This window comes from Tritonibacter litoralis (assembly GCF_009496005.1).
Lineage (GTDB): Bacteria > Pseudomonadota > Alphaproteobacteria > Rhodobacterales > Rhodobacteraceae > Epibacterium > Epibacterium litoralis.
Genome location: NZ_WIBF01000003.1, coordinates 302011 through 323133 on the forward strand (window position 1 = coordinate 302011; position 21123 = coordinate 323133).

Annotated in this window: 23 protein-coding genes; 8 read left to right on the plus strand and 15 right to left on the minus strand. The window is 55.8% G+C overall.

Annotated elements, in window-relative coordinates:
• Positions 1–58 precede the first annotated feature (58 nt).
• The 9 genes from GFB49_RS07720 to GFB49_RS07760 are packed head-to-tail and all read right to left on the minus strand — an operon-like array spanning position 59 to position 4653.
• Complete coding sequence (locus GFB49_RS07720; RefSeq protein ID WP_153215270.1) at positions 59–583, minus strand: flagellar basal body-associated FliL family protein; 525 nt, start codon at positions 581–583, stop codon at positions 59–61.
• A 9-nt stretch (positions 584–592) separates the two neighbouring features.
• Complete coding sequence (gene flgH, locus GFB49_RS07725; protein ID WP_425505192.1) at positions 593–1324, minus strand: flagellar basal body L-ring protein FlgH; 732 nt, start codon at positions 1322–1324, stop codon at positions 593–595.
• Between the two features lie 8 nt (positions 1325–1332).
• Positions 1333–1749, minus strand: a complete 417-nt coding sequence (gene flgA / locus GFB49_RS07730) for a flagellar basal body P-ring formation chaperone FlgA (protein WP_153215272.1) — start codon at positions 1747–1749, stop codon at positions 1333–1335.
• The gene (gene flgG, locus GFB49_RS07735; protein WP_153215273.1) at positions 1749–2534 is read right to left on the minus strand and encodes a flagellar basal-body rod protein FlgG; all 786 of its coding nucleotides are present in this window, start codon (positions 2532–2534) and stop codon (positions 1749–1751) included. The genes flgA and flgG overlap by 1 nt, the downstream gene beginning before the upstream one ends.
• Before the next feature lie 10 nt (positions 2535–2544).
• Positions 2545–3261 carry a flagellar hook-basal body complex protein gene (locus tag GFB49_RS07740; RefSeq protein WP_153215274.1) on the minus strand — a complete coding sequence of 239 codons (717 nt, stop codon included), beginning with the start codon at positions 3259–3261 and terminating at the stop codon, positions 2545–2547.
• Positions 3261–3533: a flagellar biosynthetic protein FliQ gene (locus tag GFB49_RS07745; RefSeq protein ID WP_153215275.1), complete on the minus strand. Its 273-nt coding sequence runs from the start codon at positions 3531–3533 to the stop codon at positions 3261–3263. The genes GFB49_RS07740 and GFB49_RS07745 overlap by 1 nt, the downstream gene beginning before the upstream one ends.
• Before the next feature lie 4 nt (positions 3534–3537).
• The gene (gene fliE / locus GFB49_RS07750) at positions 3538–3834 is read right to left on the minus strand and encodes a flagellar hook-basal body complex protein FliE (RefSeq protein WP_153215276.1); all 297 of its coding nucleotides are present in this window, start codon (positions 3832–3834) and stop codon (positions 3538–3540) included.
• 21 nt (positions 3835–3855) lie between these two features.
• Positions 3856–4248, minus strand: a complete 393-nt coding sequence (flgC, locus tag GFB49_RS07755; protein WP_153215277.1) for a flagellar basal body rod protein FlgC — start codon at positions 4246–4248, stop codon at positions 3856–3858.
• 15 nt (positions 4249–4263) lie between these two features.
• On the minus strand, positions 4264–4653 hold the full coding sequence (locus tag GFB49_RS07760; protein ID WP_343032515.1) for a FlgB family protein: 390 nt from the start codon (positions 4651–4653) through the stop codon (positions 4264–4266).
• An 88-nt stretch (positions 4654–4741) separates the two neighbouring features.
• Between GFB49_RS07760 and GFB49_RS07765 the strand changes: the two genes are divergently transcribed.
• From GFB49_RS07765 to GFB49_RS07795, 7 genes are all read left to right on the plus strand, one after another.
• Positions 4742–6064, plus strand: a complete 1323-nt coding sequence (locus GFB49_RS07765; protein WP_153215279.1) for a FliI/YscN family ATPase — start codon at positions 4742–4744, stop codon at positions 6062–6064.
• A gap of 234 nt (positions 6065–6298) precedes the next feature.
• Complete coding sequence (locus tag GFB49_RS07770; protein WP_246149652.1) at positions 6299–6940, plus strand: sugar transferase; 642 nt, start codon at positions 6299–6301, stop codon at positions 6938–6940.
• Between the two features lie 199 nt (positions 6941–7139).
• Positions 7140–8048, plus strand: a complete 909-nt coding sequence (locus GFB49_RS07775) for a LysR substrate-binding domain-containing protein (RefSeq protein WP_153215281.1) — start codon at positions 7140–7142, stop codon at positions 8046–8048.
• 86 nt (positions 8049–8134) lie between these two features.
• Positions 8135–9316 carry a CaiB/BaiF CoA transferase family protein gene (locus GFB49_RS07780; RefSeq protein WP_153215282.1) on the plus strand — a complete coding sequence of 394 codons (1182 nt, stop codon included), beginning with the start codon at positions 8135–8137 and terminating at the stop codon, positions 9314–9316.
• Positions 9313–10005 carry a glutathione S-transferase family protein gene (locus GFB49_RS07785; protein WP_153215283.1) on the plus strand — a complete coding sequence of 231 codons (693 nt, stop codon included), beginning with the start codon at positions 9313–9315 and terminating at the stop codon, positions 10003–10005. Before GFB49_RS07780 ends, GFB49_RS07785 begins: the two co-directional genes overlap by 4 nt.
• Positions 10006–10060: 55 nt before the next feature.
• Positions 10061–10474 (plus strand): GFA family protein, encoded by a 414-nt coding sequence (locus tag GFB49_RS07790; RefSeq protein ID WP_153215284.1) that lies wholly within the window; start codon positions 10061–10063, stop codon positions 10472–10474.
• 85 nt (positions 10475–10559) lie between these two features.
• Positions 10560–11471 carry a carbon-nitrogen hydrolase family protein gene (locus GFB49_RS07795; RefSeq protein ID WP_153215285.1) on the plus strand — a complete coding sequence of 304 codons (912 nt, stop codon included), beginning with the start codon at positions 10560–10562 and terminating at the stop codon, positions 11469–11471.
• Here GFB49_RS07795 and GFB49_RS07800 read toward each other — a convergent pair.
• From GFB49_RS07800 to GFB49_RS07815, 4 genes are read right to left on the minus strand one after another with little or no spacing between them, the layout of a single operon-like run.
• Positions 11468–12208, minus strand: coding sequence for a proteasome-type protease (locus tag GFB49_RS07800; protein ID WP_153215286.1), 741 nt, complete (start codon positions 12206–12208; stop codon positions 11468–11470). The two genes, GFB49_RS07795 and GFB49_RS07800, sit on opposite strands and share 4 nt — an antisense overlap.
• 33 nt (positions 12209–12241) lie before the next feature.
• A complete protein-coding gene (locus tag GFB49_RS07805) occupies positions 12242–13048 on the minus strand; it encodes a transglutaminase family protein (protein ID WP_153215322.1) in 807 nt (268 codons plus the stop codon).
• Between the two features lie 4 nt (positions 13049–13052).
• Positions 13053–13994 carry an alpha-E domain-containing protein gene (locus tag GFB49_RS07810; protein ID WP_214644947.1) on the minus strand — a complete coding sequence of 314 codons (942 nt, stop codon included), beginning with the start codon at positions 13992–13994 and terminating at the stop codon, positions 13053–13055.
• A 6-nt stretch (positions 13995–14000) separates the two neighbouring features.
• Positions 14001–15431 (minus strand): circularly permuted type 2 ATP-grasp protein, encoded by a 1431-nt coding sequence (locus GFB49_RS07815; RefSeq protein ID WP_246149649.1) that lies wholly within the window; start codon positions 15429–15431, stop codon positions 14001–14003.
• A gap of 592 nt (positions 15432–16023) precedes the next feature.
• On the opposite strand from GFB49_RS07815, the gene GFB49_RS07820 reads away from it, so the two are divergent.
• The gene (locus GFB49_RS07820; RefSeq protein ID WP_194269287.1) at positions 16024–18597 is read left to right on the plus strand and encodes a putative bifunctional diguanylate cyclase/phosphodiesterase; all 2574 of its coding nucleotides are present in this window, start codon (positions 16024–16026) and stop codon (positions 18595–18597) included.
• A gap of 43 nt (positions 18598–18640) precedes the next feature.
• On the opposite strand, the gene GFB49_RS07825 is transcribed toward GFB49_RS07820, so the two are convergent.
• Together GFB49_RS07825 and GFB49_RS07830 are read right to left on the minus strand one after the other, a co-directional pair.
• Positions 18641–20290, minus strand: coding sequence for an FAD-binding oxidoreductase (locus tag GFB49_RS07825; protein WP_153215289.1), 1650 nt, complete (start codon positions 20288–20290; stop codon positions 18641–18643).
• Positions 20291–20362: 72 nt separating this feature from the next.
• On the minus strand, positions 20363–20986 hold the full coding sequence (locus GFB49_RS07830) for a glutathione S-transferase family protein (RefSeq protein ID WP_153215290.1): 624 nt from the start codon (positions 20984–20986) through the stop codon (positions 20363–20365).
• Between the last annotated feature and the right edge of the window lie 137 nt (positions 20987–21123).

Genomic DNA, 21123 nt, shown 5'->3' on the forward strand with positions numbered 1-21123 from the left:
CGAAAAAACCGCTGACCTCCGTTCGGGATGTCAGCGGTTTATTTGATTGTCCGGAACTTCAGACGTCCTGGCGAGAGATCTCTACGATCAAAACATCATGAACACCGCCGCCGAGCTGCCGTTGCGCAGCTTCGCGCAATGCCGTGCGCAGGGGATCCAGCATATCGGACCGGGTGAATGCCCCCCGAAAACCGCCCATATTGGCGTGATCAAACAATACCTGCAGGAATACGTCCCGCAGCTTGGGCTCATAGGCGTGGACCATTTCGTTCATGCCGATATCGGTTTCCAAAGACAGGGAGACAACCACCAGCGATGCCAGCTCTTCGTGCTCAACAACCGGAACAACAAACTGATTCTGGATCTTGATGTATTCCACGGTCGGCTCAGCTTCCGGGTCATGCTTTGCCACTTCTTTCTCGTGGTCGTCTTCTTTCATCTCTTCTTTGTGCATGCCGTCTTCTTCGCCATGCATATCCGCCTCGGCATGTTCTTCTGGTTCAGGCTTCAGCATTATGCCGGCCCCGATGCCGCCTGCTGTGCCTACGATCAGCAAAATAACCGGAAGGAGTTTAGCTATCATGGTCTGTCCTTAGAACGGGAGCACTACGTCCAGCAGCTGCTGGCCATAACGCGGTTGTTGTACGTCGGTGATCTGACCACGGCCGCCATAGGAAACACGGGCCGAAGCGATCTTGTCATAAGTGATTTCGTTTTGACGGCTGATATCTTCGGGGCGCACATAGCCAGAGACCAGCAGCTCGCGGATTTCAAAGTTCACCCGCAGCTCTTGTGAGCCATTGATGGCAAGGACGCCGTTGGGCAATACATCCACAATCGTTGCCGCCACGCGCAGTTCCAGTTTCTCGCTTCGGCTGACAGAACCCGAGCCTCCGGATGATGAATTCGATGTCAGATCAACCGCATCTGCGAGGCTGGCCCCTTCGGGCAGGTGACGGTCCAGACGCTGGGGGACACCCAGCAACTGCGGCACCCCTAGGCTTTCGGATCCATTGCGGGAGCGTTGCGTATCGTTGGAAATCTCGGCTTCTTCGTCGATCTCAATCACAACAGTCAGGATGTCACCGCGTTTTACCGCCCGCCGGTCCCCAAGCAGCGATTGGCGTTCACCGCTCCAAAGCGAAGCATGGTCGACAGCGCGTTGTGGATGGTGCTCTTGCGGCAGCCCCTCCCACAGCATAGCCACATGTTCCGGCGTTTCATTTGCCGGGGTAAAAGAAGGCGGTTTGCCAAGGTGATCCATCCGAGCACAGGCACCAGTCGCGATCAGGCCGATCAGCGCCATTTTGGAAACTACTGACATGGGTTTCATTAATGTACCTCAATGGATCCATCGGACCGAACACGGCCGGATACAGTTGTGCGGGATGACAGGTTCATCACCCGAATGGATTCGCCCTCGGCTCCGCGCCCCAGCGCGCGCCCTTCGGTGGCGATGGTCAAAGAGCCGTTGCGAAAGATCAGAGTCACCAGATCATTGCGTTCGACAATGGCAGGAGGCCCAAAATCGCCGCGGCGAATGGGGCGGCCGGTGTAAAGCGCGACGCGGGCCTCTTGCCCGATCAGCTCGTCTACCGAGGCCACGGCGCCTGGAACTTCCACCTGTTTGACCATCAGATCGCTGGGCGCGATGATCTCTTTGGGGCGGATGTTGCGCGCAGGCACCAGGATTTCGGCCACAGCAGCCTGCGCCAGAACGGCAATCACAAAGGCAAGGGCGTATTTCATCAGCGCACCTGTGTTGTTGCACCCATCATCTGGTCAACGGCTGAGATGACTTTGGCATTCATTTCATAGCCCCGTTGCGCAGCGATCAGCTCGGTGACCTCACGTACAGCATCAACGGAGCTGGCTTCCAAATACCCTTGGCGCAGCGTGCCCAACCCATCTTCACCAGCGGTGGAGACATTGGCGCCGCCTGACGCTTCGGTTTCGACAAAGAGGTTGCCGCCAATCGCTTCAAGCCCCTTGGGGTTGGTGAAGTTCGCCAGGCTCAACTGTCCCAACAACTGACCCTCGGTTGTTTCATCGAAATAGGCAAAAACTTCACCCTCGGGGTTGATCGAAATGCTCAACGCATCGTCGGGGATCGTAATTTCGGGTGACACGGAAAAACCGTCAGACGTCACGATCAGACCTTCGGCATCCCGTTTCAATGCACCATCACGAGTATAGGCGGACTGACCAGAGGGGAGGGTGACCTCAAGGAAGCCATTACCATCAATCGCGACATCCAGATCATTGTTGGTTTGTGTCAACGCCCCTTGTTCCAGGTGGATAGAGACGGCAGCTGGACGCACGCCAAGGCCAACCTGAACACCTGTTGGCAGCACGGTGCCATCAGAGGCATTCACTGTTCCCGCACGCGATACCTGTTGGTAGTGCAAGTCCGCAAACTCGGCACGACGCGCGTTATAAGCGGTGGTGTTCATGTTTGAGAGGTTGTTCGAGATGGTTTCAACCCGCAGCTGCTGTGCGCTCATCCCGGTGGCAGCGATCTTAAGAGCCCGCATTGTCCGTCTCCTATGTTTTGATCAGTTTATCGATCGCGTCGCGGACGCGCTGATCTTCGGTTTCAAGGAAGCTTTGCCCCATTTCATAGGCGCGCTGGATTTCGATCATCCGCGTGATTTGATCGATGGAATTGACGTTGGACCCCTCAAGGAAACCTTGATGCACACGAGCATCCAGGCTTGCATCGATTTCGCCGTCAACGCGGAACATGACCCCGTCCTCGCGGATCATTGGGCTGCCTTCACTTGGCTGAAACAGGCCGATTTGCCCCAACGGACGCCCGTCCGCGCTCAGCGTGCCATCGGCGCCGAAACTAATGGATTGTGCGTCGCCTGGGATGAACACGGGTGCCCGGCCTGCGTCCAGCACACGCCGACCATCTGCTGTGACCAAATCGCCAGCCGCATTGGTTGAAAACGCGCCGGACCGTGTGAGACGTTCGCCATCTGGCGTCTCCACCAAAAAGAACGCATCGCCCTCGATTGCCAGGTCGAATGTACCACCTGTTTTTGTCAGCGCCCCTTGTTCCATGGAAGTGTTGCGGATGTTGGCGCGCGACATCGAGATTGATTCAGACCCCGGAGAAGAGGCCACAAATTCTGAGAAAATCAGCCCTTCCTGACGGTAGCCTGTTGTAGCCGAGTTCGCGATATTGTTTGCGACCACCCGCATCTCTCGGACAAGGCCCGTTTGGCGGGACAGAGTAGTAAAGCTTGAAGTATCCATTACAGACCTCCTGTGATCAGCGGCACCACGTGCCCGTCAAAAAACGCAACAAGCGTGTATGTCATGAAGCCCATGGTGGCCCAAAAGACGATAAGGATGGCGACCAGTTTTGGCACAAAGGTCAGCGTCATTTCCTGGATCGAGGTCAGGGCCTGAAAGAGGCCAACGGCAATACCAACCACCAGCGCTACGGCCAACACCGGCGTAGCCATTGTGACGGCCGTAAAGACCGCCTGACGCAACGTGTCAAAAAAGAGCCCGTCATTCATCATGGCGTTAGACCGGCATCCGCATGATTTCTTGGTAGGCTTCCACAACTTTGTTGCGTACTGTCACCGCTGTTTCGACCGCCAATTCGGTTTGGGCGAGGGCCTGCACCAAAGCATGCGGATCTGCGGAACCGGTCATCGCTTGAACCGAGACCTGTTCAGATGTTTGTAAGGTGGTCGCGAATTCCTCAAAATTGGCCTTCAGATGGTTCTGAATACCACCCGAAACATGGTCCGGGTCAGCTTGAGTTGCCGGGCGTGCCGCGGCATAGCCGCTGGTAGCGGACAGAGAGCGAATATCCATTCTGGATCTCCTAATTCAATTTTAGTTGCGCAACAGATCCATCAAGGCGGAGGACATGCTGCGTGTTTGGTCGAACATTTTCAGGTTGGCTTCATAGCTGCGTTGCGCTTCGCGGGCGTCGGCAATCTCGATCATCAGATCGACGTTGGAACCGTCGTAGTGACCACTGTCATCGGCCAGAGGGTGGGTCGGATCATAGATCTGTTCCAGATCGCTGCGGTCCAGGATCACGCGGCCCACGCGCACCTGCTCTGTATTAGTGTTCAGGTTCCGTACCGCTTCAAACGGAACGGATTTCCGGCGGTACCCTGGCGTGTCAGCGTTTGAAATGTTTTCTGCGACATGGCGGAGGCGATTGGCTTGAGCTTTCAGACCGCTGGATGAAACAGACAAAGAGTTTGCAAAATCACTCATTCTTCAAACCTCCGATCAATTGGCGCGAATGCTGGCGCGCAGCACATTCATGGAAGAGCGGTAGATCGCCAGCGCACGGTCGTGTTGGCGTTTGACTTCCACACCTTTCAGAATTTCATCTTCGATCGAAACAGAGTTGCCGTTGGGGCCTGCGCCGGTGTCATCTTCTGTGATTGCCCAATCCACGCCACCGCCTGCGCCGTTCAGATGCGAAGACCGGGTTGAAATCATGTCCCCTGACGATGCGCCACGGCGTGCGAAGACCTCTGAAAAGGGTCTGATATCTTTGGAATGGTAATCAGGTGTATTGGCGTTGGCGATGTTTTGCGACACCAATGCCTGACGGGTCCCTGCATGAGACGCCATCGAGTATGCAATTTTAAAGACGTTCAAATCTGCGAACACCGGGGCTTCTCCCTCGATCAATTTCAATCAAGGCTTAACCCCGATTCCTTTAGAAATTGTTTTCAGAGGCACTATGGAGAAGCCAAACATGATCCCTGCGCTAAAAGCTCTGACGGAAGAACTTGCATCAAAGAAGCTGTCCACGACGGTGGGCCGCGTGAGCGGAGTTGCAGATGGAGTCATAAAAGTCACTGGTCTTGCACACTTAGCCCGCATCGGTGACCGCGCCGAGCTGCGCCGTGGTCCGGACGATACGCTGATGGGTGAGATCATGAAGATCGATGACAACTTGGTCTTTATGTTGCCCGACACCGCTCCGGACCGAATCCGAATCGACGATCCGGTTTTGCTGTTGCCGACGCCAATTTTTGCCCCAAGCGACAATTGGGTGGGTCGTGTGATCGATCCTTTTGGCCAGCCACTGGATGGTCGCCCGCTGTTGCGCGGAGAAGAGGCACGGGATCTGATGGCCGCCCCACCCAAGGCCGCCGCGCGTCGCGGATTGGGGGAACGGTTGTCGACGGGATATGCTGTGACCAACACTTTGTTGCCCATCGTCAAAGGCCAGCGTGTTGGTCTCTTTGCCGGATCTGGTGTTGGTAAGTCGACCCTTCTTGCAAAGCTCGCGCAGAATATGGAAGCCGATGTGGTTGTTATGGCCCTGATTGGTGAGCGTGGGCGCGAGGTAAACCACTTTGTAAAAGACGTTTTGGGCGAAGAAGGTATGCGCCGGACGGTTGTGGTGGCGGCAACATCAGACCAATCCGCACTGGTGCGCAGGCGGTGCGCCTGGGCTGCAATGACTGTGGCCGAACATTTCCGGGACCAAGGCAAACACGTATTGTTCCTGGCTGACTCGGTCACCCGATTTGCCGAAGCGCACCGCGAAATCTCTGCCGCTGCGGGTGAGGCACCGGCGCTGCGGGGCTATCCGCCTTCTGTGACACCGTTGATTACCGGGATGTGTGAACGGTCCGGCCCCGGTCAGGATGAACAGGGCGACATCACGGCTGTTTACAGCGTCCTCGTCGCGGGTTCTGATATGGACGAGCCGATTGCCGATATTCTGCGCGGTGTTCTGGATGGGCACATTGTTTTGAACCGCGAAATTGCCGAACGCGGTCGGTTCCCGGCGATTGACGTGTCGCGCTCTGTCTCGCGAAGCCTGCCCGCTGCGGCCACTCCTGATGAAAACGAACAGATCCTGCAGGTGCGCAAGTTCCTTGGATCGTATGAGCAATCCGAAGTGATGATCCGCGCGGGGCTCTATTCTGCAGGCAATGACCTTGTATTGGATCAGGCGGTGAAGCTCTGGCCCGAGCTGGACGCATTCTTTGGTAAAGAAGAACCGGGAAAACCTGCTGAGAGTTTTTCACGTCTTGGTCTGATGCTGCGGCGGGCGGGACGCTAAATGTCAAAGAAATGCTGCAACTGCAGCATTTCTGCGCAAATCCTAAGCTCAGATCACATTAAATCCAATTTTTATTTAAATAATATCGCAAAAGCATTGAAAAAGCGTCACAGCATGTCTCTAAGTCCAGTGCTAGGGAACGTATTCAATTTCCGATGCCATAACCAAGTTTCAAGCGTTTAATTTCTGTGAGGTGTTGTTGTGCACGAAGCTGTATGTGTCCACGAACGTGAGCTGAATTTCACTGCATCCAAAGTGAGAAAGTCCATTTATCTCCCGATCGGGAAGCGGGTGTTTGATCTTGTTCTTGCGGTGCTGATGTTACCGATTTTGGCACCGGTGATTGCGATTTTGTATCTGATCGCGCGCAAAGATGGCGGACCGGGATTTTTTGGCCATAAACGGGTCGGGCAACATGGTCGCAGTTTCCGGTGCTGGAAAATCCGGACGATGGTTGTGGATGCCGAAGCCAAACTTGCCGCGCATTTGGTGTCCCACCCCGAAGCGGCCGCGGAATGGGCGCGGGATCACAAGCTGACGGATGATCCCCGGATCACGGGTGTCGGCAAATTTCTCCGTGAAACCAGCCTGGATGAGCTACCGCAAATCTGGAATGTTCTCAAAGGCGAGATGAGCTTTGTTGGTGCACGGCCTGTGGTGACAGCCGAACTCGAAAAATACGGTTCGGATGTTCAAGCTTATTACGCACAGAAACCTGGCATCACCGGACTGTGGCAAGTGTCAGGTCGCAACGATGTCAGCTATGAGGAACGGGTATCGATGGATGTCAGCTATTTGTCGCGATGTTCAGCATGGACGGATCTTAAGATCATTGTCAGCACTGGTCTGGAAGTGATTGGCAAGAGCGGGCGCTAAGTTCTAAATTATATGCCTAAAACGTCGCATTTGGTTCAGCTCAAATTTTGATATACTTAAATAAAAATACCGCTTGTTTGTGCATCCGACAGAGCGCAGTCAGGCAAGACGAAACTATGGAGCAGGTTACGTCTACCTCCCTCGATGTCGGTGAGTTTGTCTTTGTGGGAGAGCGACCTGATTTTGTTAGGAGGGTCCCATGAGGGACAAGCCGACCACAACCGCAAATGACTATTTCCCGCCATTTGGAGGATTGAAGGCCTTTTACGCCCTTGGCGTCACTGGCAGTGCGGTTGAGGCTGCCGCGCGTTTGAAAGTGACCCCATCCGCCGTCAGCCACCAACTGAAAGCTCTGGAAACGGAACTGGGCGTGCGTTTGCTCGAAAACCGCAAAGGCAAGCTGCATCTGACTGCGGATGGCAAACAGTTCTTCCAGCAGATCAAAGATCCTATGGCATCTATTGTCCGGGCTACAGATCTGGTGCGCTCTTCTCCTGCGCGAAAACGGGTGACCGTCACCTTGACGCCCTCCTTTGCCGCGGATTGGTTCTTGCACCGGATCGTCGATCTGGAACGGGAACACAGCGATATTGAGGTCAATCTGGTGACCACAACTCGGGTTGTGGATTTGGACCGGGAAGGTGTGGATCTGGCGATCCGCCGTGGCGATGGGCGTTGGACGGGAACAGTGGCCGATCCTTTGATGTCTGAAACCATTGTCCCTGTTATGTCGCAAGCGCTGTTTGAACAAACGGGGTGCACCAATTTGGCTGAATTGTTGCAATCTGCCCGCGTGCTGGAAAATGCAAATGTCGAAGGGGAATGGGACAGCTGGTGCCGCTCTTGTGATCTAAAAACGCCCGATTTGGCGCAGCGCTACAGTTTGCCGACCTACGAGCTGACGCTTCAGGCGGCGCGCGATGGACTGGGCGTGGCATTGGCGCGGCGGCCGCTGGCGGATCCTGATCTGGAAAATGGAACCCTGATCCAACCCTTTGCTGAGCAGGGCGCGCAGGTGGAAACGGGATATTATGTGGTCCGCTCTCCCGATCCTATGACATCCGTGGTCAAGCGGTTCCACAGCTGGTTGCTGAAGCAGGTTGAATGAATCTCATCTTCCAGTGATTTTTATTCATTTCTGACTTTACATTCGACTTCCTACCTTCTGATTACGGAAGAATTAGGAAGACGATTATGGATCAGGACACCACGGCCACATTCACAGGCCCTCTTGCCGGGATCAAGATCATCGATTTGACCACGGTCATCTCGGGCCCTATGTGCACGATGATGCTGGCGGATCAGGGCGCGGATGTGATCAAGGTGGAGCGCGCGGATGGGGATTACACCCGGCATCTAGCAACGCGACGTGGTGGACACTCGGCGTCCTTTTTGAACAACAACCGCAACAAACGCTCTGTTGTTGTCGACCTCAAGGACGCTGATGACCTTACGGCGCTCAAGGCGTTGATTGCGGATGCGGATGTATTCATCCAAAACTTTCGCCCCGGCGTCGCGGATCGTCTGGGCCTGGGATATGAAGCGCTGAGCGCCCTGAACCCGAAGCTGATCCATATGTCGATTGCAGGCTTTGGATTTTCTGGTCCTTTGGCAGGTAAGCCCGTGTATGATCCGCTGATCCAGGCGGTGTCTGCCCTTACAACTGTCCAGGCCGGCTCGGATGAGGAACGCCCCCGTTTGGTGCGCACGATCCTGCCGGACAAGCTGACGGCTGTTCAGGCCAGCCAGGCTGTGACTGCGGCGCTGTTTGCACGAGAACGCAGCGGACAAGGGCAGAAAGTCACCCTGTCCATGCTTGATACTGTTGCCACCTTCCTCTGGGCGTCTGACATGAACGGACATACCTTTGTCGGTGATGAGATGGAGAAGGAAGAAAGCCAGTCCTTCAGCGATCTGATCTACGATGTGGGCGACGGGTATCTGAGCATTTCGATCATGCAGGACAAACATTGGGCTGCCCTGGCCGAGGCGACCGGGCGGCCGGATATCCTGGAAGATCCGCGGTTCACGGATGCGGAGCTGCGCGAGATCAACCGGGATGCGCGGCTGACCCTGACGCAGGATATCGTGCGGGATATGGATCGTGACACGCTGTTGGCGGCGCTGGAACACGCTGGCGTTCCCTGTGCCCCTGTTCTGACACGTCACGAGATGCGCAACCATCCACAGATGGCCGCAAATGAGACGTTCTTTGAATACGACCACCCCACCGCAGGCCGCCTGCGTCAGGCCCGCAATCCGGCCGTGTTTTACGGAACGCCTGCGCAAAACCGTCGTCCGGCCCCAGAACTGGGCGCGCATACGGGCGAAATTTTGGACCACCTGCGTTCGCCAAAAACAGAGGATGAGGAATGATTGATTTCTATTATGCGCCCACGCCAAATGGCTGGAAAATCGCAATCATGCTCGAAGAGACGGGGCTGGAACACCGCACCATCCTGATGCGATTGACCGAGGGCGATCAGCTGACGCCGGCGTTCAAGGCGATCAGCCCAAACGCCAAAATCCCGGCTATTGTTGATCACAACGCCATCGGCGGTCGGATGTCGGTTTTTGAAAGCGGCGCAATCCTTTTGTATCTGGCCGAGAAAACCGGGAAATTTGGCCCAAACGGTGGGCTGGAGCGCAAAGAGTTTTACGAATGGCTCTTTTGGCAGGCCGCAAACCAAGGGCCGATGGCGGGTCAGCTGAGCCATTTTGTCAACTACGCACCCGAAGGGCAGGAATACGCCTTGCGCCGGTATCGTGGTGAATTTGAACGCAGCCTTGCCGTTCTTGAACATCAATTGATTGGCCGCGACTATTTGTTTGATGATTATTCCATTGCGGACATGGCAATCTTTCCCTGGGCCTTTATTTCTAAGCCCTTAGGTGTTGATTTGACCAAATTTCCAAACGTCGCGGCCTGGCGCCAACGGATCAAGTCGCGCCCAGCGGTCCGCGCGGCGATCAATTTGCACAAGGACCAGCAGTTTTCCAATACGGCCTCTGCCACCCAGAACGCCGTGTTGTTCAATCAATCCGCAGATCACATGCGGACGTAATAAAAACGAAAAACAAAAAGTAAATAAACAAAGCAACCAACATGGAGATTAAGACATGCCAAAGATCAAAGGCAGCTGCCTGTGCGGAGAAGTGACGTATTATTCTACCGCAGAAGAACCCACCATGACCGCTGTGTGCCATTGCCCGGATTGCCAAAAACAAAGCGGCTCGGCGTTTTCCACAAACGTTCTGGTGCCGATTTCTTCAGTGGTGTTCGAGGGGGACTGCCGCAAGCAATATGTTGTCAAAGGGGCCTCGGGTGAGGATGTCACCCGTAACTTCTGCGGCAATTGCGGCTCGCCACTGACCACGGAACTGCCCGCGTTCAACGATCTTGCCGCAGTCAAAGCCGGCACCATGGTCGACAGCTCCTGGGTAAAGCCGGATATTCAGATCTGGTGTGACAACACCAAACCCTGGAGCAAGATCGACGAAGATATCAAGAGCGCCGGGGCCAATCCTGGTTAAACACCACGCAGGCCACCATCCCCCGGTGGTATGACCCGGGGGATGTTTCGCCCGCTATCGGGCCGCCAACAAAAGAGAGCCGTACATGAAGATCGCCGCCGTCCAAGCTGCCCCGGTTTTCCTGGATCCCAAAGCCACCACAGACAAGCTTTTGACGCTGTTGCGGCTAGCCGCGAGTGAAGGCGCGCAATTGATCGCCTTTCCCGAGGTGTTTTTGTCCGGCTACCCCATTTGGCTGCGTGCACCCATTGTGTCGTCGTCGGACGAGCTGTTGAAGATCGGTCAGGTGGAATATCTGAAATCCGCAATCACGGTGGGCGGGCCCGAGATCGCGGCGATCTGCAAGGAGGCCCATGACTTGGGCGTCCATGTCTATACGGGAATTGTGGAACGCTCAGGTTCCATGGGGTCGGTCTATGCTTCGCTGGTGGCGATCGATCCGGACAAAGGTGTGGTGAACGTTCACCGCAAGCTCAAACCAACCTTTCACGAACGGCTCTTGTGGGCGGATGGGGATGCACATGGGCTTCAGGTGCAGGACGTCAACGGGTTCAAGGTTGGCGGGTTGAACTGCTATGAGAACTGGCAACCTCTGGCGCGACAAGCGCTTTATGAACAAGGGGAGCAGCTCCATATTGCGACCTGGCCCGGCGATCTGGACGTGACCGATCATATCACCCAATTCATCGCCATGGAGGGGCGGATTTACGTGGCGTCTGTCTCGGGGCTGTTGCGCGCATCCGACATTCCAAACAGCTTTCCGCTGCGCAAATACGTGGCCGAGGGCCGAGATGTCATCATGGATGGTGGGTCCATGATCGCCGCACCGGGGGGAGAGTTGATTGTGCCCCCGGTGCTGGGGGAGGAACATATCCTATATGCGGAACTCTCTATGGATGCGGTGATTGGGGCCCATATGAAACTGGATCCTGCGGGCCATTACAGCCGCCGGGATCTGTTGTCATTGAACCGAAATCCGCAGCGTTTGGACCCTTAGGGTTCCGGGAAACTGAATTCCGGCAGCTGCCCAAAGGCATCTTTGAGCGCGATCCCCCAACCAGACGAAAGCGCCAGGAAATAGGTGTCATTGTCCTGGATCCGAAACAGCCGCCCATTGCGCAGGCTACCGGTTTCATAGACATGCACATCCAAGGGCAGGCTGACCGAAAGATTGGCTTTGATTGTGGAATCAAAGCTGAGGCTCAGAAGCTTGATCGCGTCTTCAAATGACATCTCGGGATCATAGGCGCGCACCAGAATGGGGCGGCCATATTTGGTCTCACCGATCTGGAAAAACGGGGTGTCAAAGCTGGCTTCGATAAAATTGCCTTCGGGATAGATCAGAAACAAACGCGGTTCGCCGTCACCGATCTGCCCGCCCAGGATCATCGTCGCGTTAAAGGTGGAATCCGCGCGTTGCCCTGCCTCGGCATGGGTGGCGATGACCTCTTTCAATAGGTTGCCAACCATGGTTGCGACCTGGAACATCGACTCTTCTTCCAGAATTCCGGGCTGGCGTTCTCCGGGTTCCTTGCTGCGTTCTTCCAGCAGGCTCACCACGGATTGGGTTGTTGCGAGGTTTCCCGCAGTCATCAACGTAATCGAGCGGTCACCGGGCACATCCCAGGTGAACATCTTGCGAAAGGTCGAAATGTTATCAACGCCAGAATTGGTGCGGGTGTCGGACATAAAGACCAACCCTTGTTTCAGCATCAGGCCAACGCAATAGGTCATGTGATTTCCTTCTTTGCAGGCTGTTCAATCAGCCTATTGCTGAACCTGCAAGGAAACATGAAGATTTTCTGCACCAACACCTTGCCGAATGCCCAAGATCGGGGCCGCATCGCTGTAATCCCGCCCCGTCGCCACGCGCACATAACGCCCGTCCGGGGAAATCCCGTTCGAGACATCAAAGCCGACCCAGCCCAGCCCGGTAATCCAGATCTCAGCCCAGGCGTGGGTGGCGTCCTGCTGGTCGTACCCGTCCATAAACAAATAGCCGCTGATATAGCGCGCCGGATAGCCCAGAACACGCGCGGCGGCGATCATGATGTGGCTGTGATCCTGACAGACGCCATGCCCCGCCGACAGCGCCATCTCGGCTGTGGTGGTGCTGTCGGTTTGGCCTGTTTCATATGTGACACGGCTCAAAATCGCCTTGGACAGATGGTGCAGCCGGGCCACGTCGTCCAGATCCGCCGTCTCTTGGCGCACCAAAGACGCCAGATGGCGAATTTGGTTTCCGGCGGCTGTCATCGCGGTCGCCTCTTCAAACAGCCACAAGGGCGCGTAACCGTTGTGTTGGCCAATCACGCCATTTTGGTTGTGCACCTCCACTTCACCGGTGCTGATGATCTCAATCCGGGTGGTGCCGGGGGTGACCTTCACCAATTCGGTGTGGTTCACAAATTGATCGTCAAAGGTAACCTGTTTCTCGCCACCGTTGATTTCGGTCTGCCAGTTCAGCACGGTCTGCCCATGGCCCGTCCGCGGGATCAACCGCAGTTTCTGCAGCGCATAATGCACAGGCGTGTCATAGTCATAGGTGGTTTTATGGGTGATCGTCAGCTTCATGTCGTCACCCATAGTACCGGAAGTTTTCCTCAATCGCAGAGGCAAGCCCCGTGGTGCTTTTGATGAATTCCCCCAGAAACTCATGCAGCCCTTCTTGGAAAATGCCTTCAATCGAATGGCCGCGCATGCGGGCGCAAATTGCATCTGCCTTGTCCCGGCAAGGCTGGCGGGTGCCGTATTCTTCTTGCAGCTGCTTCAGGCATTCGTCGATTTCTTGGTAACAGAAGGCCAATGACCGAGGCATGCGCCGATCCAGGATCAGAAAATCTGCGATCATCATCGGAGAGACGGTGCCGCCATGCAGCCAGCGAAACGACAGCTCGGCTGAGACCGAGCGCAGGATTACCTCCCACTGGGCATTGTCGACATTGCTGCCCACATAGGCCGCCGACGGCAGCAGGACATAGTATTTCACATCCAGAATGCGCGCGGTGTTGTCAGCGCGTTCGATAAATGTGCCAAGCTGCGAGAAGCTGAAGATGTCATTGCGTAACATGGTGCCATGCAAGGCTCCGCGCACGACCGAGGTGCGATACCGGATGGCGGCCAGAACATCGTGCAGATTGCGTTCGCTGACGGGCCGTGCCAGCTCGTCTTTGATGGCCATCCAGCATTCATTGGTGGCTTCCCAAACCTCGCTCGACAGGGCGGTGCGCACCAGCCGTGCATTGGCGCGGGCTTGGTTCAGGGTCTCCATCACGCTTGACGGGTTTTCTTTGTCCCGCAGCAAATAGTTGATCACATTGGCCGCGTTATAGGTGTCGTGTTTTGCCTCAAAACCAATGTTCATCCCGGCGGTGGTGACAATCGATTTCCACTCGCTCTCGCTGTTGGAGGATCGGGTCAAAGCAATGCGCCAACCCGCTTCCAGCAGGCGCGCGGTGTTTTCAGCCCGCTCCAGATACCGAAACATCCAGAACAGACCGCCAGCAGTTTTTCCCAGCATCATGGCTTAATCCCCCAGCACCCAGGTGTCTTTTGTTCCGCCACCTTGGGAGGAGTTCACAACCAGCGACCCTTTCTTGAGCGCGACCCGCGTCAGGCCGCCCGGCGTGATCTCCACCTTGTTGGGCGAGACCAGAACAAAGGGGCGCAGATCCACATGACGCGGTGCCAGCCCTGACTTGGACAGGATCGGAACCGTCGACAGCGACAGCGTCGGCTGGGCGATGTAATTGGCAGGTTTGGCGCGCAGCTTGGCTTCAAAAGCTGCGATTTCCTTTTTGCTGGCGGCAGGGCCCACCAACATGCCATAGCCGCCGGAGCCATGCACCTCTTTAACCACCAGATCCTTGAGGTTGGACAGCACATAAGACAGCGCATCAGGCTCCGAACATCGCCAGGTTGGTACGTTCTTCAGGATCGCCTGTTCGCCCGTATAAAACTCAATTATATCAGGTAAATAGCTGTACAGCGCCTTGTCATCGGCGATGCCGGTGCCGGGCGCATTGGCGATGGTGATATTTCCCGCGCGATAGACGTCCATAATGCCGGGCACACCCAACAGGCTGTCGGGGTTAAAGGTCAAAGGATCCAGGTAATCATCGTCGACCCGACGATACAGCACGTCGATGGTTTGATACCCTTGCGTTGTGCGCATGGCCACGCGGCCGTCGACGATCTGCAGATCATGGCTTTCGACCAGCTCTGCGCCCATTTGATCGGCTAGGAAAGCATGTTCAAAATAGGCGGAGTTGTGGATGCCCGGCGTCAGGACCGCAATCACCGGCGCCGCATTTGGCGAGCTGCCGGGCGCGCTGGCAGAAAGGGAACGCCGCAGGGTCTGCGGATATGAGGAGACCGGGCGCACCTTCAGCTGGGTGAACAGCTCAGGGAACATCTGCAACATGGTCTCCCGGTTTTCCAGCATATAGGACACGCCAGACGGGGTACGCACATTGTCCTCCAGCACATAGAAATCATCTTCGCCTGTGCGCACCAGATCGACGCCGCAGATATGAGTATAGACGCCGCCGGGCGGATTGACGCCAATCATCTCAGGGCAAAAGGCTTCGTTGCCGCTGATCAGGGTGCGCGGAATGCGTCCGGCGCGCAGGATCTCTTGTCCGTGGTAAATGTCGTATAAAAACGCATTGATCGCCCGCACCCGCTGTTCAATGCCCCGTTCCAGTTTGGCCCATTCACGTGCTGCGATAATACGGGGAACGATGTCAAAGGGGATTAACCGTTCGTCGGCCTCTTCCTGACCATAAACATTAAACGTGATGCCGATCTTGCGAAAAAACGTCTCTGCATCCACGGATTTTCGTCGCAATCGTTTCAGGTCTTCGTTTTCGAACCAGTCGTAATAGACCTTGTAAGGATCCCGTGCACCCTCTGCGCCAGAGAGCATTTCGTCAAAGAACGTGGCTGCATGTGTCATGCCACCAGTTTTCCAGCCGACCGTTGCGCCGCAAGCGACCTGCCTCATAATCAAGCTTCTGCACGTCCCAGGTGAATTTGACCGTCTAATTACTGAGCGTGTCGGTTAAAAATTAAGCAGTTGAGAATCTTTAAGATAAGCAAGGCGCGCGCGTTTCGCAAAACCGGTAGGACAGGGAAAGAGATACCAACATTTCAATTTGTTTTTTACGCCGGGTTCACGACACAGGAGGGAACTTTGCCCCATCTTTTACGGCTGAACCAAGGGCGCAACCGCATGCCGGCAAACGACGCATAAATGCAGAGAGCTTCTAAAGAGGGACCAAGCGTCGTCGTAGCTTAAGTATCTGATTAGGATGGGTTTTAAGACCTAGCAGGTGTTGGTGCCCTGAAAAATCAAATGTGCCTACAAACTTAACCGTCCCAGCGGGCGACGTTTATCTCGCGTTAGCCTTTGTTATGCAAATTTTCCGATGTGAACGAGGGTATTGGTATGGTTATTCAGTTTCAAATTGCGGTTTCGCATGCGCGCCAATTGCTTGGCGCTGCAAACAGGCCAAGTGCGACCTGTTTTGCAATGTGGAGGCGTTGTGATGGCTGCTAAGGCACTCTTTGCACGCACGGCGGGCACACAAGTGATGATAAAACGCTTCTGGGGCTTATTGCTTCTGGTTTTGGTTCTGGCGGTGACGTCTTCGGCCATTGCCGTTCGCATGACCGCAACACCCTTTCTAATGCGAGAGGAGTATGAGGCGATCAACGCCCAGGCCAAGGCCGACATGCTGGCGCTGGAGGCCAAACTGGAGCGCTACAAGGCCATTTTGGATATCCTCAGCTACGCCCCCCCTGTTCACGGTGTGGCGACAGGTGCGCAGAACCAAGGTGAGGCGCTGCAGGCGCTGATGCAACAGCTTGAGCCCTCGGACACCGTGTCTTGGGTGCGGATCTATGACCAAGGCGGCAGGCTGATTTCTCACACATCCTTTGCCGAAACCCCCATGGATCCCGCGCTTGAGCCTTCTTTGGATATTCTTGTCGCGCGCACCAATCATGCGGATCAGGCAAAGGCACAGGATCTTGTGTTGTCCTTCAGCCCACAGGGGTTCGGCCTGGCGCTGGCCGCACCAATCCATGAAGGCGGTCAAACCCACGGGGCGGTCGTCGCAGCGCTGGATATTGAATATGCGGCCGTGTTGACGCCCCATGAAACGATCCAGGAAACATTTGTTGTGTCGGATGGCACCGCGGAGCTGCCCGAACACGCCATTTCCTACCCGTTGTCGTCATGGGACCTGACCTTGGTTTCGATACCAGATACAGAAGCGGTGGCGGATGCCGGCCGTCAACTGGTGACATCGACCATCAGTGTCTTGTTTGTGGTGCTTCTGGTTGCCTTTATGCTGTTTGCGGCTTTGGGTCGGGCCGCCCTGGTGGAGCCGCACCGTCGGCTTGAACGTCAAAAGAAATCCCTTTCTGAATTGGCTGCCGTTGCAAAACGGGCCAATGACGCGTTTCTGGTGACGGATGCGGACGGCTGCATTGTCTGGACCAATCCTGCCTTTGAAAAACTGTCTGGCTTTACCGGAATGGAAGCGCGCGGCCAGAAGCCCGGCGACATCTTGCAAGGGCCTGATACCGATCCGGACACAGTGTCAGAAATCCGCGAGGCGCTCCGCCTCAGGCGTCCGATCAAGACAGAGATCCTGAATTACAAGAAAACAGGTGAACCGTTCTGGGTGTCTTTGGGGATTTCTCCGCTGCGCAATGAAGACAGCAAGTTTTACGGCTTTATGGCTATTTCCCACGATGTGACCCAGGAACGCGCCCAGCGTGAGGCGATCCTGGCCGCCAAGAAAGAGATCGAACATCAGGCGCTTCATGACTCGTTGACGGGCCTGCCAAACCGTCGTGCCCTTGACATTGCGCTGTCTGCGCGCGGCGACCAAGCAGGATCAGATGCAACCGTTGTTCGCATCGACTTGGATCACTTTAAATATGTGAATGACACCCTGGGGCACGCAGCGGGGGATTTTGTTCTGTGCGATGTGGCCGACATCCTGCGCGAAGAAACCAAGTCCGAGGACTTGCCTGCCCGTGTTGGTGGGGATGAATTTGTCATCCTTCTGAGCGCCGGAAAATCGTCTGAGGACGGCCGTGTTGTGGCCGAACGCATGTTGAAACGGATCAAACAGCCCAAACAATTTGACAAGAAAACCATCCGAGTTGGCGCAAGTTTTGGGGTCGCCAGCACGTTGGATGGGCTGTTGCCGCTGGATGATCTTATTGTTGGTGCGGATGCCGCGCTGTATGAGGCCAAGGACAGCGGGCGCAACACGGTTCGCCTTTATACCCCGCAGCTGCACCACACCGTCCAAGGGCGCAGATCCCTCGCCTTGGAAATTCGCCGCGCTATCGTGAATGAGGAGTTCACACCCTTTTATCAGCCTCAGTTTGACGCCAAAACACATGAAATTGTGGGGGTTGAAACTTTGGTGCGCTGGCAGTCACCGGAACTGGGCCTGATGACACCAAATGTGTTTCTGCCGATTGCGGACCAATTGTCAGCCGTGGATGAGATCGACGCGTTGATATTTCGCAAGGCCACACAAGAGATCAGCGCATTGCGCAAACAGGGGGTGATTATCCCAAAACTCTCTTTCAATGTGACAGCAGATCGCATCCAGAACCCGGATATGTTCCTGGATTTGCCGAAACAGTCTGAAACCGGATATCAGATCGCGTTTGAAGTTCTGGAGTCCGTGTTGGTCGAAGAGCAATCCGATCTGTTTAACTTTAGCGTGGATCGCCTGCGGGATATGGGGATCTCGATCGAGATTGACGACTTTGGCTCGGGACATGCCTCAATTGTTGGGCTGATGCATTTGCAGCCGGATGTGATGAAAATCGACCAGCAGCTGGTTCTGCCGCTCACCAAATCGGATACGATCCGGGGGCTGCTCAAACAGATTGTGGGCATGGCGGATCTTATGGGGCTCAAAGTCACTGCGGAGGGTGTCGAAACCTGGGAACATGCGCGGATTTTGACGGATCTTGGCTGTGACACCTTGCAGGGCTTTGCCTTTGCACGACCACAAAGCGGAAGAGATCTGTTTCACTTTGCGCAGAATTGGTCGGCCGAACAATCCTTGCGACACAGTTCAAAATAAGTGGCGGCGACCCCACTGCCCGTCGGGCGGTGGGGGGCGCCATTCATGAGCTTGCGCCAAAGCTCTCTGTCTGGATCTGCGCGCTGGGCACGCCAAATTTGGTCAACCCGTCTACCCAATCCATTGTGAAACCATCAGGCCCACAGACAAAAACGGTGGTGTCCGGATCCAATGCCAGCGTGGACAGAAGCTGCGGGGTCAAACGCCCGACCTTCGCAGCTGGGTCGGCAATTGACGGATCCGGGCGGCTGTAACAGGTCACAGTGCTCAACGCTGGGAAACGACGTTCCAGCCGGTTCAGCTCATGGGCAAAGGGGTGATGGAGCGCATCACGGGCCCCGTGCAGGAAGGAGATCTTGCGCGATGGGTTGTCTTTCAACGCGGCCTGCAACAAGGAAATCATCGGCGTGATGCCAATTCCGGCGCTGATCAGCATGATCGGCGTGTCTGGTCCCGGCAGCGCAAAATCTCCGGCCGGTCGGAAGGCGGACAGAAAATCCCCAACCTCCAGAAAATCATGCAAGTAGCGGGACACAATCCCACGCGGGTCACGTTTGACGGTGATACGGTATAGGTTCTCGCCTGGAAGATTGGTCAATGAATAACTCCGGCGCAGCTTTTCGGGCACGCCGGGCAACGAGACCTCGACCGGCAGATATTGTCCCGCCCGAAACTCAGGCACCACACCGCGATCGCGTGCTTCAAACACAAAGGATTTCACATCCGCGCTTTCGGGACGTTTCTCCACCAGACGCAACTCGCGAATGGCATCGCCATCCGCCTGCCACCGCAGGCGCAACGCGCTGGGCAGTTCGACGATTTGTTCGATATCAACTGTCACCAACCGCCGCGCGCCGGGGAAGTGCTCCAGCTCGGATGGGGTGGCATCCACGGCTGCGCGTCCGCTGATTTGCAACAAAGAGCCAGAGGCAAAATCCAAGAACAGCAGCCCCGCGCGTTTGTCATTCAGAATATTGCCCAGCGTATTGTAGTAATTGTTGCCAGGGTAGTCCGGGAACCTCAGTTGGTGCGGCGACACAACCTCCACAAACCCCGGCGCGCCACCCCGATGGGAGGCATCCATGCCGTAACCCGCATGCGTGCCTGCGCCGCGAAAGCCGGTCGCGATGAAAAAGGTGTCCGCGCCGGTGATCCAGCGTTGCTGGTCGGCCGTTAATGCCGTGCTGCGGCTCACTGGACCGGGGGTTGCCTGATCCAGCAGGTGATAGGTTCGCGCATGAATATGTTGCGGACAATTGCCAAAGGATTGGCGCACCGCAAATTGCAAACCGCCATCGGTGGCGGCGGTGATCTGCCCATTGACTCGGTTGCGGCGCCGGGTGGCCAGTTCGATCCCGATCAACCCCAGATCATCACCGGGGTTCAACGCACCGCTCAAGGCATCGCCCGCAACTGTCTGGGTGTTCAGTGTCAGTGATTTATCATCCGAAGACGTGACAAATCCCACATCCCCTTCCAGAATCGTGGCCCACGGACGCCCGTCGCTGTCGCGTGCCGCAGCCACCATAAAGGGCTGGTTCATAAAAAAGTTGCGGTGCTGGTCGGGCATAAAGGGGCGAATGGCGCGACGTCCGACCGCTTCGATCCGGCGCACACCCAGCTGTTCCTGCATCGAGATCTCACCTGCATGAAAGGGCGACGGTGTCGCATCCCATTTTGGGTCAACGGTCATTGTGATCTCCGGCAAAGAATAGAAGTGGGAAACAAAAGGGGGCACAGCCGCGCCCCCTTGGAAACTGTGGGTTTACTCGGCGGCCAGGCCAACTTTGGTAACAGGCATCGCAACAAAGCCGGGCAGGGCTTCGATACGCGCCAAAAGCGCGCGAACATTCGGGTAAGGCTCAAGCGAGACGTTCCCTTCGGGCGCGTGCGCCGTGTAGCTGTAAAACGCAACATCTGCGATTGTTGGACGGGTGCCAACCAGCCATTCTTTGCCGTCCAGATACCCTTCAAGATAGGTGAAGGCGCGTTCAGAAACCGCTTGTGCGCGCTCAGCGTCCAGTTTGGCGCCAAAGACGGTAATCAGGCGCGCCGCACAGGGACCGCTGGCCAGTTCGCCGGCTGCAAAGGCCAGAAACTTGTGCACCAGGGCTTCGTCTTCGATTTCGCTGGGGATCCACTCGGGCGCGTATTTACGGGCCAGATAGACCAGGATCGCGTTGGAATCGGTCACCACGGTATCGGCGTCCTCAATAACCGGAACCAGACCGGCCGGGTTCAGCGACAGGAACGGCTCTTTCTTGTGGGTGCCATTGGCCAGATCAACGTCAATGGTTTCATAGTTGATACCGGTGAGGGCGGCGAACAGCTCAACACGGTGGCAGTGACCAGACAGCGGGTGACGGTGGATTTTGATAGCGTTGGACATCGGTACATTCCATTCAGTTTTACAGGGTTCGCTCAAAGGATCGGGGGATCGGCTTTGATGCCCATAGTATGCGTCTGGAACGCTTAGGCGATAATCTCTCGTTTTGTTCAATGATTATGTCTATGATGTTCATAATC